Genomic DNA, 16,013 nt, shown 5'->3' on the forward strand with positions numbered 1-16,013 from the left:
GGACGCCGGCTACTGCATCGACAAGACCACCCTCACCGCGAGCGCTCCCCCCTGCACGGGTAACACCCGCCCCGCGGCGGACACCGTCACCGACCCCGTCTTCCGGAGTCAGGTGATCCGCGCGTGGTCCATGCAGGACTTCACGCCCGGTCAGGGCGAGAGCAGCCATGACCACTTCTTCGCCACCTTCGGGAAGTTCGGCGCGGTCAGCTCGCTCCAGCCGGGACGGATGCTGGCCGAGGTCTCCACCTCGGCCGCGAACCAGCACCTGTCCTATCTGGAGACCATGCTGACCCCGGCCTGGTACGCCGCAGCCGCCCTCGCCTCCAAGGTCGGGTACGACAGTGATCTGTCCCTGATGCGCGACAAGATGCTGGCGGACGGCGGAATGGACGCCGTCGTCCAGCAGGCGATCAGCGAGACGGACTCGATGCTCGAGGAGTTCCGTACCTCCGCCCGCTGCGATACCGACCGACCCGACGCCGGGTGCGCACTGCCGTTGCGCCTCATCGCCCAGGTCGACCGTGGCGGGCCGCGCGAGCTGGTCTTCGCCCAGATGCTGCTGGGTATGGAACTGGCTCGGCGCGACCACCGCTTCGTCTCGCTGAACCTCGTGGGGCCCGAAGAGGATCCGGTCGCGGTCGCCGACTACCGCCTGCACATGCGCATGCTGAACTACCTGCGCGGTGTGTACCCCGACGTTCCCCTCACCCTGCACGCGGGCGAGCTCGTCCCCGGCCTGGTCAAACCCGAGGATCTGCGCTTCCACGTCCGCGACGCCGTGCTCACCGCCCACAGTGATCGCATCGGCCACGCTGTCGACATCCGCCACGAGGACGACTACCCGGACCTGCTGCGCCGGATGGCCCGGCAGCATGTGCTGGTGGAAGTGCCGCTCACCAGCAACGCGCAGGTCCTGGGTGTCACGGGCTGGAAGCACCCCTTCCCGCTGTTCCGTAAGTACGGGGTTCCCGTCGCCCTGGCCACCGACGACCCCGGCGTCGAGCGGACCGACATCAGCCGCGAGTACCAGCGGGCCGCGCTCACCTACAAGCTGGACTACCCCGCGCTGAAGGACCTGGCCCGCACTTCCCTGGAGTACGGCTTCCTGCAGGGCCGCAGTCTGTGGCGCGACCGCGACGGCTTCGAGGTCGTCCCGGAGTGCGCCCGGGACCACCTCGGCGACCCCCACCCCGGTCCGCGCTGCGCCCGGTTCCTCGCGTCCAGCGCCAAGGCCGCGGTGCAGTGGAAGCATGAGAGCGCCTCCCACACCTTCGAATCCACCTTCGGCAAGAGGCCGCCGAGGAACGAGGCCCGCACCGCCGACGCCCGCGCCGAAGCCGCCGGGTGACGGAAGGGCCTCTGGGGTCGTACTCCCCCGGGGCCCTTCCGTGTGCCGCCTGTGCGGGTTCCGTCGGGTCTACGACTGCCGGTGGCGTTCGCAGATGTCCGCCGGATCTCTCCTAGTCTCCGGAGAAGCCGAAGATTCCCAGGTGAGTCGGCGTGTCATCAGAGTGGAGGACGATGTAGTAGCCGGTCCACCTCATCCGGCGCTCGCCGAGCAGGCTCAGCTCGTACTCCTCATGGTCCGCGGCCTCACGGGCGGCGGCGACGAGCTCTTCGTACCGCTCGACCGAGGGGCGGTCCGTGCCGAAGTGGTGCGTCACGCGGCTGAGTGCCAGGGGGCGGAGGGTGCCGTAGTCGGCGATGCCGGACGGTGTCGGCGGGGTGTCCGTGGCGACGATCCTGTCGATGTCGAGGATCGTATGGGTGCCTTCCGTCCCCATGAACTCCTCGTCCTCGTACAGTTCCTCCAGGCTTCGGTAGCGATCACCGTCGCCGAACTCCTCCTGGAACACCTTCGCCTGCAAAGTCGCCAAGGCCGCCTCGACATCGCCGTCGTACCCGGTGACGTAGTCCCATCCGCTGGCACCCATCGAGCCACCCTCCCAAGATCGTGAATGGCCGAACGATAGCGGCGGGGACTGACAACACCGCGGGGCGGCGGTCGGCCTCGGCACGGAGATCGTCTGCGCGGGCACCAGCCGGGGCGGGGCTCAAGCGCCGCCGACCCACGTGGCCATGTACCGGAACTCGCCTCGCGGGCCCTCCTGCCGGGAGTAGTCCTCCCAGGAGAGGCGGTAAGTATCTTGCAGAGTACGGGTGTTGGGAGCGTAGTCGCCCTCGCCCCAGAGGAGCTCGCCGGTGAGGGTGCGGCCTTCGTGGATGCGGAAGTCCGCGTCCCTGGTTCTGCGAGCGCCGTCCTTCGGAGGGGTCCACAGCGCCCTGTCGTTGGTCAGGAGCAGTGCCAGGCCGTTCTGGTCCGGATGAGTGCAGAAACGCTCCAGTCGCACGATGTCGGAGACGAAACCCAGACGGCCGAGGTCGGTAGCGGCGTGGGACGCCAGGGCGTACTCCTCCTCCAGCGGTCCGGCCACGCCGGCCCACCGCGCTTTGAAGTACTTGAACTCGACGGCGGTGCGGGCCGACGGGCCGATGCACATCAGATCGAGGTGCTCGGCTCCGTCCGTCTCCGCCAGGGGCTGTCGAACCTCCAGGCGGGACTGGATCCCCGGCGCCAGCTCCCACAGCACCCGGGCGAAGCCGTGCTGCAGATCCGCCTCGGAGTGAAACACCGGTCGCTCGTGCCGGAGGCGGGCGATGACCTCGGTCAGGGGAATCTCCCCCGCGATGAGCCCGGGCCCGTCAGGCCGCGGCGCCGCCGTCATCGGGGCACGCCCACGCCGTTGCTCGGGGCGTCGAACGATCGCTTCGTCTGCATGTGCTCCCCGGGTCCTCGTCATGCGTCGCGCACGACGGTAACGGCAACGCGCCACCCCGCGCTCGCACTTCGTCGAGTTGGGAAGAGACACGACCGGGCGGACCCGGACCGAGGTCCCGTAGACGTTGTCGAGGGTCTGCCCGCGAGTCGTACACTCCCGTCGAACCCGGTATGCGACCCCTTGGAGGAGGAGCATGAAGTCCGTCCGCGAGATCGAGCTTCTGGCCGAGCAGGCACACGCCGGGCAGGTCGACAAGGTCGGCGTTCCCTACATCGAGCATGTCCGCGCGGTGGCCGCCGGGCTCGTACCGCTCGGCGACGCGCTGGTCATGGCCGGTCTCCTGCACGACGTCCTGGAGGACACCGACTGGACCGCCGAAGCCCTGTTGGGTGCCGGCGTCCCCGCACAGGTCGTCGCGATCGTCCAGGCGGTGACCAACCAGCCTGGGATGGCGTACGAGGAGAAGGTCCGGCACATCGCCGCCGACCCACAGGCGACGCTCGTGAAGATCGCCGACAACGCGCACAACTCCCGCGCCGACCGGGCCGCTCAGCTGCCGCCGGAGACGCGGGAGCGCCTCGCCGCGAAGTACCGCGCCGCGCGCGCCGTGCTCTGGCCTGCGGCCGGTCGGGCCGACGTCGAGACCATCGTGCGCGTCGTCAACCCGGGCTTGCTCCCGGAGCTGGACGAGCACCGCGCCGGCTCGCGCGTTCAGACGGCGTCGGCTGGGGGCGTCACGGAGACCACTGCCACGTCCGGACCGCCTGCGGAGTGACGGACAGGCGTTCGATGCCGCCCGGTGCTCAGAACCTTCCGCCGCGACCGAATGCCGCGCACATGGTCACCTGACCGCCGCCGCCGAACGCCGCTCAGGCGGGTGAGGTGCCATGGAGTGGGTAGGGGCGCAGGGGAGGGCCCCTACCGTGACGCGCTCTGACTGGCTTCTGCTATCCGGTGAACGCGGAAACTCCGCGACACGCCTGGACGAGCGCCGCGCGGACGGGCTTGCCTGGTCCGAGGGGAACGAGGCCCGGCCCCTGGTTCACGGCGCCGCCTACTTCGCGGAGCTGCTGGCTGCCATTCGCGCGATGCGCGCCGGCGATCTGCTTCTGTTCACCGACTGGCGCGGCGATCCCGACGAGCGGCTGGACGGGGACGGCACCGGGATCGGCACGGTCCTGAGCCGCGCGGCCGAACGCGGCGTCATCGTCAAAGGGTTGCTGTGGCGCTCTCACCTGGACAATTTCCACTTCAGTCAGGAGCAGAACCTCCACCTCGGCAAGGAGATAAACGATGCGGGTGGTGAGTGCCTGCTCGACATGCGGGTGCGGCCCGGGGGTTCTCACCACCAGAAGATGGTGGTGTTGCGGCATCCCGGGCGCGAAGAGCTGGATGTCGCGTACGTCGGCGGAATCGACCTCTGCCACAACCGTAACGACGACGCCATCCACAGCGGCGACCGGCAGTCGTTGAGCTTGGCGTCCGTCTACGGCCCGCATCCGCCGTGGCACGACGTCCAGCTCGCCCTTCGCGGGCCGGTGGTCGGCGACGTCGAAGCGGTCTTCCGCGAACGGTGGGAGGACCCGTCGCCGCTCACCCGCAGTCCGCTCACGCGCGTGCGTCAACTGCTGCACCGGGAGGACACCGACGCGGGCCGGCTGCCGCCGCAGGAAGCCGATCCCGCCCGCTGCGGTATGCACACCGTGCAGCTGCTCCGCACCTATCCGAACCGGCTGCTACGTGGATACCCCTTCGCCCCCGACGGGGAGCGCAGCATCGCACGGGGATACCTCAAGGCGCTGAGTCGGGCCCGGACGCTGATCTATGTCGAGGACCAGTACCTGTGGTCCCCGCGCGTGGTGGCCTGTTTCGCCCGGGCGCTGTCCAGGCATCCGCGGCTGCTGCTGATCGCCGTCATCCCCTCCGTCCCGGAGCAGGACGGCCGGATCACGCTGCCCATGAACCTGATCGGACGGATCGACGCCCTGGACGAGCTGCGCCGCGCCGGCGGTGACCGGGTCGCGGTGTACGGCCTGGAGAACCGGGCGGGAACCCCCGTCTACGTGCACGCCAAGGTGTGTGTCATCGACGACGTGTGGGCCTCGGTGGGCTCGGACAACGTCAACCTCCGCTCGTGGACGCACGATTCCGAGCTCAGTTGCGCCGTGATCGACGAGAGTCCGGACCCACGGCGGCCGACCGACCCGGGAGGACTCGGAGACGGCGCGCGCGCCTTCGCCCGGAACCTCCGCCTGGAACTGATGCTCGAGCACCTGGGAGCCCTCGACCACGATGCCTCCGGCGATGCGGACAAGCGGCGGCGCGCGGCCGGGGAGACGGAGGGGTGGACGCCGGACGCGCTGTGCGATCCCGTGACCGCGCTCGGCGCCTTCGAGGAGACCGCCGCCGCGCTGGACGCCTGGTACGACGGCGGGTGCCGTGGCACCCGGCCGTCGGGCCGTCTGCGCCGGTACGTCCCCTCGGCCCTGTCCAGAACGGAGAGGGTGCTGGCGGCGCCGCTGCACCACCTCCTGGTCGATCCCGACGGCCGGCCCATGGGCCTGCGGCGCCGCCACAGGTTCTGACGGCGCCGAGTGGTCACCGCTCCTCGTGCGGTCGGGGACCGGCCTCGTGGTTCGCGGGAGCCTGCGGGAACAGGGCGGTGAAGACGCGTTGGAATCGTGCGGTCATCTGGTCGGCGGTCTGCTCGGGGTGGTGGCGCCACCAGCCGACCGCGGAGGTCACCGTCCCGTACCAAAGATGTGTGACGAGGTCGGCATCGAGCGGGTCCGCGGCCTGTGAGGAGCCGAGGATCTCGGCCACGCCGATGGCTCCCATGCCGTTGAGTTCCCGGCGGTACGCGGTGGCCGCCGCATGGAGGTCGGTGTCGGCCGCCACGGTGGTGTCGTAGACGAGTTCCCAGTCGTGCAGGCGCGATTCGAGCGCCCGGAAGATGGCCTCCATGGTGCGTGCGGCCCGCGCGATGTCGTCCGACCCGTCCTGCGCCGACGCGACCGCAGCGACGAGGCGGGAGCCCGCGCGTTCCAGGCAGGCCAGGTAGAGGCCGTCCTTGGACCCGAAGTACTCGTAGATCATGGGCTTGCTGATCCCCGCCCGCGCCGCCACCACCGCGGTCGAGCCGCGCACGTAGCCCTTGGTGCCGAACTCCTCCGCCGCCGCGTCCAGGATTAGCAGTTCGCGGTCCTTACGGGGCATGCCCTTGGTTCCCACACCGCGCGCGATCTTCTCCTGCTTGCTCATGGCTGCACCCTATGCCAATCTTACCGCTCGTTAACTTACCCAGCGTTCAGATCGGTGGTGTCGAGGATGCGAGGCAGGACGCGTTCGTGGTGGGGATGGGGAAACGTCGAGGATGCGGTGGTCGGCCCGGAGCGTGACGCACTGACCCGCAGGGTCGCCGAGTTGTTGCCGGGAGCGGACCTGACCCCGCACACGGCTCCGCCGGTCGAGTCGTTCGGTGTGGGCGCGAGCAGGGTCCGGGCGCCGGCGGCGCTGGCCTCGATCGTTTCCGAGGACGTACGGGACCGGCTGGCGCACAGCCACGGGCAGGCGTTCCGCGACGTGGCCCGGGCGCTGCTCGGGAAGCTGCCGCACGTGCCCGACCTCGTCGTACGCCCGACCTCGGAGGCCGAGGTCGTCCAGGTGCTCGACTGGTGCGGCGATGCCGGCATCGCGGCCATCCCCTTCGGCGGCGGCTCCTCGGTCGTGGGTGGTGTCGAGCCGCGCGTCGGCGGCGACTACGCGGGGGCGGTCAGCCTGGACCTCACCTCGATGGACCGGGTCCTCGAGGTCGACCGCACCAGCCGGGCCGCGCTCGTGCAGGCCGGAGTCTTCGGCCCGCACCTGGAGGACCAGCTGAGGCCACAGGGCTACACGCTCCGGTTCTTCCCCCAATCCTTCGAGTTCTCCACCCTCGGCGGCTGGCTGGCCACCCGGGCCGGAGGTCACTTCGCCACGGTCCTCACCCACATCGACGACCTCACCGAGTCACTCCGGGTCGTCACCCCCGCCGGCGTCATCGAGTCCCTTCGGGTTCCCGCCTCGGGGGCGGGCCCCTCCCCCGACCGGATGTTCCTCGGCTCCGAGGGGTCCCTCGGCGTCATCACCCAGGCGTGGGTACGGCTCCAGGACCGCCCTCGATGGCGGGCAGGGGCCTCGGTGGGCTTCGCCGACTACGACGCCGGTGTGAACGCCGTACGCGCACTGTCCCAGTCGGGACTGCACCCTTCCAACTGCCGCCTCCTGGACCCCGTCGAGGCGTTCATCAACGCCGGCTCCCCCACGGCCGTCCTGGTGCTCGGCTTCGAATCCGCGGATCACCCCGTCACCCCCTGGATGGAACGCGCGCTTGAGCTGTGCCGTGACCACGGTGGCACGCTCGCCGAGCCGGCCCGCCACACCGACACCGCCGAACAGTCCGCGCACAGCGGAGCGGCGGACACCTGGCGCTCCTCGTTCGTGCGGATGCCGTACCAGCGCGACGCGCTCGCGGCTCAGGGCATGATCGTGGAAACCTTCGAGACCGCGTGCACCTGGGACCGGTTCGACAGCCTCCGCGCGGCCGTCGACGACGCGGCTCAGGACGCCATGCGCCAGGTCGGTGCCACGGGAGTGGTGACCTGCCGGTTCACCCATGTCTACCCCGACGGCCCCGCACCGTACTTCGGCATCTACGCCGCGGGGGAATGGGGCAGGACGGTGGAGCAGTGGGACGAGATCAAGGCAGCGGTGTCCGACGCGCTGATCGCCTCCGGAGCCACCATCACCCACCACCACGCGGTGGGCCGCGACCATCGGCCCTGGTACGACCGACAGCGCCCGGACCTGTTCGCCGCCGCACTCCAGGCCGGCAAGGCGACGCTCGACCCGGCGGGGATCCTCAACCCTGGTGTCGTGATCGACCCCCTGCGCAAGCGCTGAGCAGCACGGCCGTCATGCCCACTCGGTGAGGGCGACGCGCGAGCGCGTCCCGACAGGTGGGTATGACGGCTTCTGCCCAACTCCCACCCGGCTGGCAGACACGCCACGTGGGGCAAGGCTCGGTCCGGAAAGTATGATCAAGCGATGTCTGACATGACCGAGACCGCGCCCGGCTGGCTGACCACCGACGAGCTGGACATCGCCAGGGCCCAGATGCCGATTCTGTACGTCGAGGCCGTGCCCGTGCGCGTCGACGACAGCGGCGAAGTCACCAGCATCGGAGTGCTTCTGAGGATCCGCGAGGACGGGACGATCAATCGCACCCTGGTATCCGGCCGTGTCATGCACCACGAGCGGGTCCGTGACGCACTGCTGCGCCATCTGGAGAAGGACCTCGGCCCGGTGGCCCTGCCTCGCGTCCCCGCGTCCTTGCAGCCCTTCACGGTCGCCGAGTACTTCCCCACGGCGGGCATCACCCCGTACCACGACCCACGCCAGCACGCTGTCTCTCTCGCGTACATCGTGCCGGTGAGCGGCGACTGCCGCCCGCGACAGGACGCGCTGGACCTGGTGTGGTTCAGCCCGCAGGAAGCGGCCTCCCCAGCCGTACAGGGCGAGATGCCGGGCGGCCACGGGGTGCTCCTGAAGCAGGCGCTCGCCCATGTGGGACACGCGTACTGAGGGCTGGAGGCGCGGATGAACCCTGAGTGCACCATCGAACGGCGCAAGGCGCTTCAGGTGGGAGGCGTCATCGCACTCGGGGCGCTCACCGCAGGCGTCGGGGCCTCCATCGACACGGGACCCCGCCGATCCGAGCCGACGGTAGCTCCAGAGCCTTCTCCACCGCTCACAGGGAACAACTACATCTTCGGATACGGGTCCCTGATGCAGCGGGAATCGCGGACCGCGACCTGGCCCGACAGGGAACAAGCCGCACCCGCGATGGTTCAGGGAATCAGCCGCGGTTGGTACGACCGGGTGGAGACGGCCAGTTGGAGCCCTACGTATCTGGGTGCCGTTCCCAGGAAGGGCGCCACGTGCAATGGCGTCGTCTTCCCTGTCAGCCCGGAGGAACTCAGGGCGTACGCGCGACGTGAATCGGGGTACCGACCGACTCGGATCCGGTCACGCGACATCACCATGCTGGACGGCAGCAAAGGATCTCCCGTCGGCACGGTGTGGTATTTCGCGAACGTCCAACAACGTTATCCCAGCGAGCGCTTCCCCATCGTCCAGTCCTACGTGGACGTGTGCCTGGACGGCTGCCTGGAAATCGAGGACGGTTATCCGGAAGCCCGAAAAGCGCAGTTCGCCAAAGAGTTCATGAGAACCACGTCCGACTGGCAGACCCCGTGGTTCAACGACCGGATCTACCCCTGGCGACCCTTCGTGCACGTTCCCCGCGCCAATGACATCGACACCCTGATCCGTGACCAACTCGGAGTCGACCTCTTCGAGAGGATCACGCTCCCCCGTCGTTGAACGCGATCAGGCCGGAAGCAACCTGTCGGCAGCCCGTCTCATGACTAAGCGCCCGCCCCCCGGTCACGACCGGCGGGGCGGGCGCTGTCGGTGCGTCAGTCCCTGCGGTACTGCGCCGGCGAGCTCTTCGTCGCCGGGTCCTCGTACGATCCCGCCCGCCCGCGGTCCACGTGGAACGTGGTCAGCGTGGAGACGGGGGACGCCGGGTCACGGCGGTCGTCGATGACCCGCATGTGGGCGCTGAAGCGCTCCGGGGTGACCTCGTAGACGTCATAGCCGTAGCGGTTGCCCTCGAAGTACTTCAGGTGCGGGTTGCCCGCGCCCATGATCGGCCCGTTCGTGGCGTTCCAGCTCGGCGAGTACGCGCCCGAGGTCACCGAGTGCGCCGTGAACTCCGTACCGATCACCGGCGAGGTGACGTCGTCGAAGTCGGGCCGGATGTCGTCGACGAACGCCGAGTGCCAGTCGCCCGTGATGACGACCAGGTCCTCCATGCCCGCGCTGTGCACATGCCCGAGGACCTCCTTGCGCTCGGCGCGGAAGCCGTCCCACTGATCGGTGAACATGTACGAGCCGCCGGGACGGCTCCGCAACTGGCTGAGCATGATCGAGTTGGCCCAGACGTGCCAGGAGTCCGGAGCCTGGTCGATGTTCCGCTTCAGCCAGGACTTCTGGCCGGAGCCGAGGATCGTGCCGTCGGCGAGGTTCTGCGCCGAGCGGTACGAGCGCAGGTCGAGGACCGACAGTTCCAGCAGGTCGCCCCAGCGCCGTACCCGGTGGATCTCGGGGTCCGGCAGCGCGGCCGAGGTGCCCGCGCCGCCGTCGCGGTGCGGCATGTTCTCGTACCACGCCTGGTACGCGGCCGCCCGGCGCTGCATGAAGGGCGCGCCCCCACCCGTACCGGAGTAGTCGTTGACAACCTCGTGGTCGTCCCACGTCAGGAACCACGGGTGCGCGGCGTGCGCCTCGCGCAGGGAGGCGTCGCCCTTGTAGAGGGCGTGGCGGCGGCGGTAGTCGGCGATCGTGAAGATGCCGGGGCCCTCGTGGTCGCGGACGTGGTCGGCGGGGACTCCGCCGACCTGACCGTGCTCGTAGATGTAGTCGCCGAGGTGGACGACGAAGTCGACGTTCTCTCGCGCGATGCCTCGGTGGGCCGCGTAGAAACCGTCGTGGAACGCCTGGCAGTTGGCGGCGGCGAAGCGGACGGAGGAGACGTTGCCGACGGGCGCGGTCTTCGTGCGGCCGATCCGGCTCCGCTTGCCCAGGGCCTCGAACGCGTACCAGTAGCGGGTGCCAGGGCGCAGCCCGGAGACGGGGACGTGCACGCTGTGGCCGAGCGTCGCCGAGGCGGGAGCGGTGCCGCGCGCGACGACCCGCCGGAGTCGCGGGTCGGTGGCGACGACCCAGTCGACCTCGACGATCTCCGGCAGCTTCTGCTCGGCGGCCAGCGGCTCGGGGGCGAGACGGGTCCAGAGCAGGACGCTGCTCGGCTGCGGGTCGCCGGAGGCGACGCCGAGGGTGAACGGCGCCGGGTCGTATTCGGCGCCGAGCGCCTGGGCGGCCTCGAGGGCCTGCGCGGGCGACAGTCCGGCGGCCAGTGGCCAGGCGAGGTTCAGGGCGCCTGCGGCTCCGGCGGCCTTGAGCAGATCGCGGCGGTTGAGCCTGGTCACTTGTGTCCCTCCGTGGCCTGCAGCGTGAGCGATATGGCGTCGGCGTAACCGTCGTTGGACGTCCCGCCGCCGCTGCGGGTGAAGACGAGGAGCACGCGCGCGGTGCGTGCGCCGGGCGGGACCGTGGCGGTCGCGGTGCGCTCGATGAGCGCGGTGCGGGACAGCCGCTCGGCGGCCGTCACCGGGCCGAGCACGGACAGGGCGACCGGGGTGCCCTCGGCGTTGCGGAACTCCACGGACAGCCGGGCGCCGTCCTCCTGGGTCGCGTAGCCGCCCAGCCAGCCGGCCAGCGTGTAGCGGACCTTCCCCGCGTCGACGGCCCGTCGGCCGGTGGTGCCGCGCGTGGGCAGGGTGATGTCCTGCACGAGAGCGGTACGGGGGCTGTTGCCGCCGGAGAAGAACCGGCTGCCTCGGGGGGCGGGCCCGGGGTCGGCGGGTCCGGGGTAGCCGTTGCCCAGGTTGTACGCGATGAGCGCGGGCGCTCCCTCGGGCACCTCCCAGCCGGTCACGTCGGTGACCGGCTCGGCGGACCCGCCGGGCCCGCTCTCCGCGTCGCCGTTGACTACGAGATTCACTCAAGCCTCCTCGATCAAGCGCTGTTCGAATGGCGCGTGTATCGCAGCAGTCGGGAGTGAACCCTTGACGACGCGTCGGAGAACAGCGGCGACGAGTTGTACAGACAACTCTCGGGTAGCGTCGTCGGCGGCCTGTTCGGAGTGGGGCGGTGTCGGTGCGGTGCGCTTCACTGTCCGTCATGGAGCTCACTCAAGCGACCGTCAACGACCTGCTGGCCGGCCTCGGCCCTGGAAACGACTTCTTGTACCTGCCCGGCGACCTGGACCCTCAGGAGATGACCGACCTGCTCGCCGGCAGATACGGCGTCCCGCGCACCCTCGTCCTCGACGGCTTCACCGATTCGACGGTCGTCGACGGCCCCGACGAGCGCAGGGGCGCGGCTCTCCTCGCTCCCTTCCAGGAGCGGGCCGTGACGATACGCGCGTGGGCCTACGGGGATCAGTGGATCGGCACGGGTACGGCGCGGGACCCGGAGGGAGCCGAACGACCGGTGCTCGCGGTCGCTCGGCGAGAGGTGCCGGCCCCGTCGGCAATCTCTCCCGACGACGACATCGACTGGGTGGAGCGGCTCGTACTGATCACCGGCTGGGCAGAGCCCGCTCAACGCCCGGACGTGGACTGGGCGGAGGTGGAGTCACGCCTCGGCACCACGCTGCCGAGCGACTACAAGCGCATGGTCGAGACGTTCGGCGAGGGCGCCTTCGACGGCTATCTGGACCTCAACCAGGAGCCGTGGACGTACTTCAAGGAGGACGGCCTGCTCATCTGGGCCGGCACCGAGCACGAGGACGTGTACTGCTGGAGGGTCGACGACAACGATCCCGACCACTGGCCCGTCGTGGTCCGGTCCTTCGATGGCGAGGACGTCCCTTTCGCCTACCCGATCGCGGAGTTCGTCTGCCGCATCCTCACCGACCCCCACCACCGGTTCACGATGGCCCGCTACTTCGACACCCACTGGTTCATGAACTACCGGGAGAGCGACTGACCGGGTCCACCGCCTGGCTCAGCAGGCGTGCCGCGGGTCCCGCTATGGGCCGGGGCCGGTGAACGTGCTGCCGTACGGGCTCAGTCGGTTCCTCCTCGCTGTGGTGCCGGCTGCGACAGTGTGATGGCGAGGACGGCCTGATCGTCCTCTTCGGAGGCGGCCGACCAGCTGTCACTGTCCGTCCGCAGGAACGACACCACTGCATGGGGATCCGGCTCACACGTGAGGAAGCGCTCCCCGAGCCGTTCCATGACGGGGTAGAAGGTGCCGTCGGTGTTGCGGGCCTCGCTGAGGCCGTCGGTGTACAGGACGAGCACCTCGCCGGGGCGCAAGGTGTGTTCCGTCGTCAGGACGCGGCCGCAGGACAGCTCACCGAGTCCCAGCGGCGGCGCGGGCGCCGTGGCCAGATGGCGGGCCCCGAACGGTCCGACGGCGACCGGTGCCGGATGACCGCGGTCGACGATGCGCACGCTGTCACCGGCGAACTCCATGACCAGTGCCGTCACGAACAGTTCGGGATCACCGGTGCCCGCCTTGGGGCCGTTGCGGACGATGCTGAGCTCCAGCCGGTCCGCCAGGACGGAGAGATCCCGCCACTCGTGGGCGGACACGCGGAAACTCCCCAGGACCGCGGCGACCGTCTGCACCGCGTCCAAGCCCTTGCCGCGGACGTCCCCGATGATCACCCGGACCCCGAACGGCGTCTCGCACATGTCGTACAGGTCGCCCCCGACGAACGTCCCGCCCTCACCCGGTGAGTAGTACCCGGCGGCGCTGACGTGGGCGAGGCGGGGCGGCACCGGGCGCAGCAGGGTCCGCTGCATCGCCTCGGCCACGGAGGTGGCCGTGATCAGGTGCTTCTCGGTTCTCTGGCGTTGCCTGGCGAGCAGATAGCTGACCGCGCCGATGATGAGCGTGGCCATGTACAGGGCCACATGGTGCTGCTCGTCGAAGTGGCCCGGACGTGCTGCCGCCATCAGTATCTGCAGCCCCAGACACCCGATGGCCGACCATGCGGTCGCCCTTGGCCCGCGAGTCGCGGAGACCAGAGGGGGAACACCGGTGAGCAGGAAGCTCACGGGTTCACGCCCCTGGACGGCCACCTCCGTGATCAGGACAAGGACGACGGCGATGATGGGCATCCACCAGATCCAGCCCCGGCGTGAGAACAGGAAGTGCCAGTCGAGCGGAGAAGGCTGAGGGGACACGCCTGCACTGTACTGACCAGGCATGGTCCGGACCCGGAAGCGGGGCCGCGCCCCTCGGCCGGCCGGATTCCCGCACCTGTGCGGCGGGAGCGGGACGTGCCCGACACGGAGCGCGGGAAGGGGCGGCGCCCGGAACCCGCCGGGAGCCGCCCCTTCTCCGTGTCTGCACCGGCAGGGTCAGCGGGTGACCTCGCGGTTGAAGACGGCTCGGGACCACAGGTAGCCGACCAGGGCGAGGCCCGTGCACCAGGCCAGGGCGATCCAGCCGTCGTTGCCGATCGGGGTGCCGAGCAGCAGGCCGCGCAGAGTCTCGTTGATCGGGGTGAAGGGCTGGTACTCCGCGAACCAGCGCAGGGCTGTCGGCATGGAGTCCGGGGTGACGACGGCACTGCCGAGGAAGGGCAGGAAGGTCAGTGGCAGCGGGGCGTTACTCGCGGACTCGACGGTCTTGGCTCCCATGCCCATCGCGGCGGACAGCCAGGCCATACCGAAGGCCAGGAAGAGGAGCAGGCCCGCCGCGGAGGCCCACTCGACGGCCGAGGCGTCGGGGCGGAAGCCGATCGCGAGGGAGACGGCGGTGATCAGGACGAGGACCGCCGCGACCTGGATGACGCTGCCGAGGACATGGCCCGTGAGGATGGAGCCGCGCGAGATCGACATCGTACGGAAGCGGTTGACGATCCCTTCGGTCATGTCGGTGCAGACCGACACGGCCGTCGCGACGGCTCCCGACGTCGCGGACATCAGGATGATGCCGGGTACCAGGTAGTTGATGTAGTCGCCGCGGTCGGCTCCCGCCCCGATGCCGGTGCCGAGCGCGCCGCCGAAGACGTAGACGAACAGCAGCAGCATCAGCAGTGGCATCACGAGGATCGAGATGGTCATCGAAGGGTAGCGCTGCATGTGCTTGAGGTTGCGGCGCAGCATCGTCATGGAGTCCCGCAGAGCGTATGAGCGGGTGGCCTTGGCCGGCTTGGCAGGCTTGCCCGGGGTCAGGGTGGCGGTGCTCATCGGTTCGACTCCTTCTGGGCGGTGGCGGACGCGGCGGGGGCGCCGGGGGTGGGGATGGTGGAGACGGTGGGTGCGGTCTGCCGGCCGGTGAGGGTGAGGAAGACGTCGTCGAGGTCGGGGGTGTGCACGGTGAGCGACTCGGCCTGAACGCCGGTGTTGTCGAGGGCGTCGAGTACGGCTCGGAGATTGGTGATCGATCCGTCGCTGGGGATCTGCAAGGTGAGCGACTCGTCGTCGCGGGTGGCGACGCCGAAGATCTCGGCCGCGGTGGCCAGGTGGGCCTCGTCTGCGAACTGGACGCGGACGTGGCCGCCGGGGATCAGCCCCTTCAGTTCCTGTGCGGTGCCTTCGGCGACGAGCTTGCCGTGGTCCAGGACCGCGATGCGGTCGGCAAGATGGTCGGCCTCCTCCAGGTACTGCGTGGTCAGAAAGATGGTCACGCCCTGCTCCGTGACCAGGTTGCGGATGAGTTCCCACATGACGCGGCGGCTGCGCGGGTCCAGGCCGGTGGTCGGCTCGTCGAGGAAGATGATGCGCGGCCGGCCGACCAGCGTCATCGCCAGGTCGAGCTTGCGACGCATGCCTCCGGAGAAGGTGGCGACGTTCTTGCGGGCCGCCTCGGTGAGCTCGAACCGCTCCAGGAGCTCGGTGGCGCGGCGTCGCCCCTCACTGCGGCTCAGGTGGTGCAGGTCGGCCATGAGGAGCAGGTTCTCCTCTGCGGTGAGCAGCCCGTCGACGGCGGCGAACTGTCCCGTGACGCCGATCTGGCGACGTACCGAGTCGGCGTCGGCGGTCACGTCGTGGCCCGCGATGTGCGCCTGGCCGGCGTCGGCCGTGATCAGCGTGGAGAGGATCTCGACGGTGGTGGTCTTGCCCGCTCCGTTGGGGCCGAGGAGGGCGAAGATCGTGCCCTCGGGAATCCGCAGGTCGATGCCGTCGAGCACCACCTTGTCGCCGTACGACTTGCGCAGGCCGATCGCGGAGATCGCCGTGGAGCGGGTGCTGGTGGCCGCTGTGGTCGCGGTGTTCATGGTGGCGGGCCTTTCTCTTCTGGGGAGTCCGAGGGGCGGAGTCGGCGGGGGTTCGGACGGGCCGGCGAGGCTCGGCGGAAGCGGTGGCGCAGGAGAGGGTGCGGCCTGGCGCCATTGGCGCCAGTTCTGCGCCGCGCTTGCGCCATCATCGTGGCACATCAGATGGCGCCATGTCGAGCCTTCATGGCGCCATCGGTGCCACCATGTGGCGCTCTGGCGCCCTGGCCTGCGCTTCGGCGATGGCGGCGCGTCGCCGGGGCGCGGTCCCGCACGGCGCGAGGGCGCCCCCGCGCCGGCCCGAGCCGGTACGGAGGCGCCTTCCG

Annotated in this window: 15 protein-coding genes; 7 read left to right on the plus strand and 8 right to left on the minus strand. The window is 69.9% G+C overall.

Annotated features, from left to right (window positions below; translation table 11 throughout):
• Nucleotides 1-1,351, plus strand: a 1,351-nt coding sequence (locus ACFQ7Q_RS19200; RefSeq protein WP_383556437.1) for an adenosine deaminase, incomplete at its 5' end; no start/stop codon positions are given.
• A gap of 112 nt (nt 1,352-1,463) precedes the next feature.
• Here the strand turns inward: ACFQ7Q_RS19200 and ACFQ7Q_RS19205 are convergent.
• Together ACFQ7Q_RS19205 and ACFQ7Q_RS19210 are read right to left on the minus strand one after the other, a co-directional pair.
• Nucleotides 1,464-1,937: a hypothetical protein gene (locus ACFQ7Q_RS19205; protein WP_383556440.1), complete on the minus strand. Its 474-nt coding sequence runs from the start codon at nt 1,935-1,937 to the stop codon at nt 1,464-1,466.
• Between the two features lie 120 nt (nt 1,938-2,057).
• On the minus strand, nt 2,058-2,636 hold the full coding sequence (locus ACFQ7Q_RS19210; protein ID WP_383556443.1) for a hypothetical protein: 579 nt from the start codon (nt 2,634-2,636) through the stop codon (nt 2,058-2,060).
• A 340-nt stretch (nt 2,637-2,976) separates the two neighbouring features.
• On the opposite strand from ACFQ7Q_RS19210, the gene ACFQ7Q_RS19215 reads away from it, so the two are divergent.
• Both ACFQ7Q_RS19215 and ACFQ7Q_RS19220 read left to right on the plus strand, forming a co-directional pair.
• The gene (locus ACFQ7Q_RS19215; protein ID WP_383556445.1) at nt 2,977-3,558 is read left to right on the plus strand and encodes an HD domain-containing protein; all 582 of its coding nucleotides are present in this window, start codon (nt 2,977-2,979) and stop codon (nt 3,556-3,558) included.
• Between the two features lie 148 nt (nt 3,559-3,706).
• Nucleotides 3,707-5,368 carry a phospholipase D family protein gene (locus ACFQ7Q_RS19220; protein WP_383556447.1) on the plus strand — a complete coding sequence of 554 codons (1,662 nt, stop codon included), beginning with the start codon at nt 3,707-3,709 and terminating at the stop codon, nt 5,366-5,368.
• 13 nt (nt 5,369-5,381) lie between these two features.
• Here ACFQ7Q_RS19220 and ACFQ7Q_RS19225 read toward each other — a convergent pair whose 3' ends face one another.
• The gene (locus ACFQ7Q_RS19225) at nt 5,382-6,044 is read right to left on the minus strand and encodes a TetR/AcrR family transcriptional regulator (RefSeq protein ID WP_383556449.1); all 663 of its coding nucleotides are present in this window, start codon (nt 6,042-6,044) and stop codon (nt 5,382-5,384) included.
• Between the two features lie 66 nt (nt 6,045-6,110).
• Here ACFQ7Q_RS19225 and ACFQ7Q_RS19230 point away from each other — a divergent pair, with 66 nt between their 5' ends.
• The 3 genes from ACFQ7Q_RS19230 to ACFQ7Q_RS19240 all read left to right on the plus strand — a co-directional run bounded on the left by ACFQ7Q_RS19230 (nt 6,111) and on the right by ACFQ7Q_RS19240 (nt 9,206).
• Nucleotides 6,111-7,724, plus strand: a complete 1,614-nt coding sequence (locus ACFQ7Q_RS19230; protein WP_383556452.1) for an FAD-binding oxidoreductase — start codon at nt 6,111-6,113, stop codon at nt 7,722-7,724.
• Between the two features lie 144 nt (nt 7,725-7,868).
• Nucleotides 7,869-8,405 carry an NUDIX hydrolase family protein gene (locus ACFQ7Q_RS19235; protein ID WP_383556455.1) on the plus strand — a complete coding sequence of 179 codons (537 nt, stop codon included), beginning with the start codon at nt 7,869-7,871 and terminating at the stop codon, nt 8,403-8,405.
• Nucleotides 8,406-8,420: 15 nt separating this feature from the next.
• Nucleotides 8,421-9,206, plus strand: coding sequence for a gamma-glutamylcyclotransferase family protein (locus ACFQ7Q_RS19240; RefSeq protein ID WP_383556457.1), 786 nt, complete (start codon nt 8,421-8,423; stop codon nt 9,204-9,206).
• Nucleotides 9,207-9,301: 95 nt separating this feature from the next.
• Here the strand turns inward: ACFQ7Q_RS19240 and ACFQ7Q_RS19245 are convergent, their stop codons facing one another.
• Nucleotides 9,302-10,876, minus strand: coding sequence for an alkaline phosphatase D family protein (locus ACFQ7Q_RS19245; RefSeq protein WP_383556459.1), 1,575 nt, complete (start codon nt 10,874-10,876; stop codon nt 9,302-9,304).
• Nucleotides 10,873-11,451: a phosphoesterase gene (locus tag ACFQ7Q_RS19250; RefSeq protein WP_383556461.1), complete on the minus strand. Its 579-nt coding sequence runs from the start codon at nt 11,449-11,451 to the stop codon at nt 10,873-10,875. The genes ACFQ7Q_RS19245 and ACFQ7Q_RS19250 overlap by 4 nt, the downstream gene beginning before the upstream one ends.
• Before the next feature lie 179 nt (nt 11,452-11,630).
• Between ACFQ7Q_RS19250 and ACFQ7Q_RS19255 the strand changes: the two genes are divergently transcribed.
• Nucleotides 11,631-12,440: an SMI1/KNR4 family protein gene (locus ACFQ7Q_RS19255; protein ID WP_383556464.1), complete on the plus strand. Its 810-nt coding sequence runs from the start codon at nt 11,631-11,633 to the stop codon at nt 12,438-12,440.
• 80 nt (nt 12,441-12,520) lie between these two features.
• Here ACFQ7Q_RS19255 and ACFQ7Q_RS19260 read toward each other — a convergent pair whose 3' ends face one another.
• The 3 genes from ACFQ7Q_RS19260 to ACFQ7Q_RS19270 form a co-directional block, all read right to left on the minus strand.
• Nucleotides 12,521-13,648: a PP2C family protein-serine/threonine phosphatase gene (locus ACFQ7Q_RS19260; protein WP_383556467.1), complete on the minus strand. Its 1,128-nt coding sequence runs from the start codon at nt 13,646-13,648 to the stop codon at nt 12,521-12,523.
• Between the two features lie 177 nt (nt 13,649-13,825).
• Nucleotides 13,826-14,659, minus strand: a complete 834-nt coding sequence (locus ACFQ7Q_RS19265; protein WP_383556470.1) for an ABC transporter permease — start codon at nt 14,657-14,659, stop codon at nt 13,826-13,828.
• Nucleotides 14,656-15,690 (minus strand): ATP-binding cassette domain-containing protein, encoded by a 1,035-nt coding sequence (locus ACFQ7Q_RS19270; RefSeq protein WP_383556472.1) that lies wholly within the window; start codon nt 15,688-15,690, stop codon nt 14,656-14,658. Before ACFQ7Q_RS19270 ends, ACFQ7Q_RS19265 begins: the two co-directional genes overlap by 4 nt.
• Nucleotides 15,691-16,013: the final 323 nt, after the last annotated feature.

Origin of the sequence: Streptomyces sp. NPDC056527 (assembly GCF_042794475.1) — a bacterium.
GTDB lineage: Bacteria > Actinomycetota > Actinomycetes > Streptomycetales > Streptomycetaceae > Streptomyces.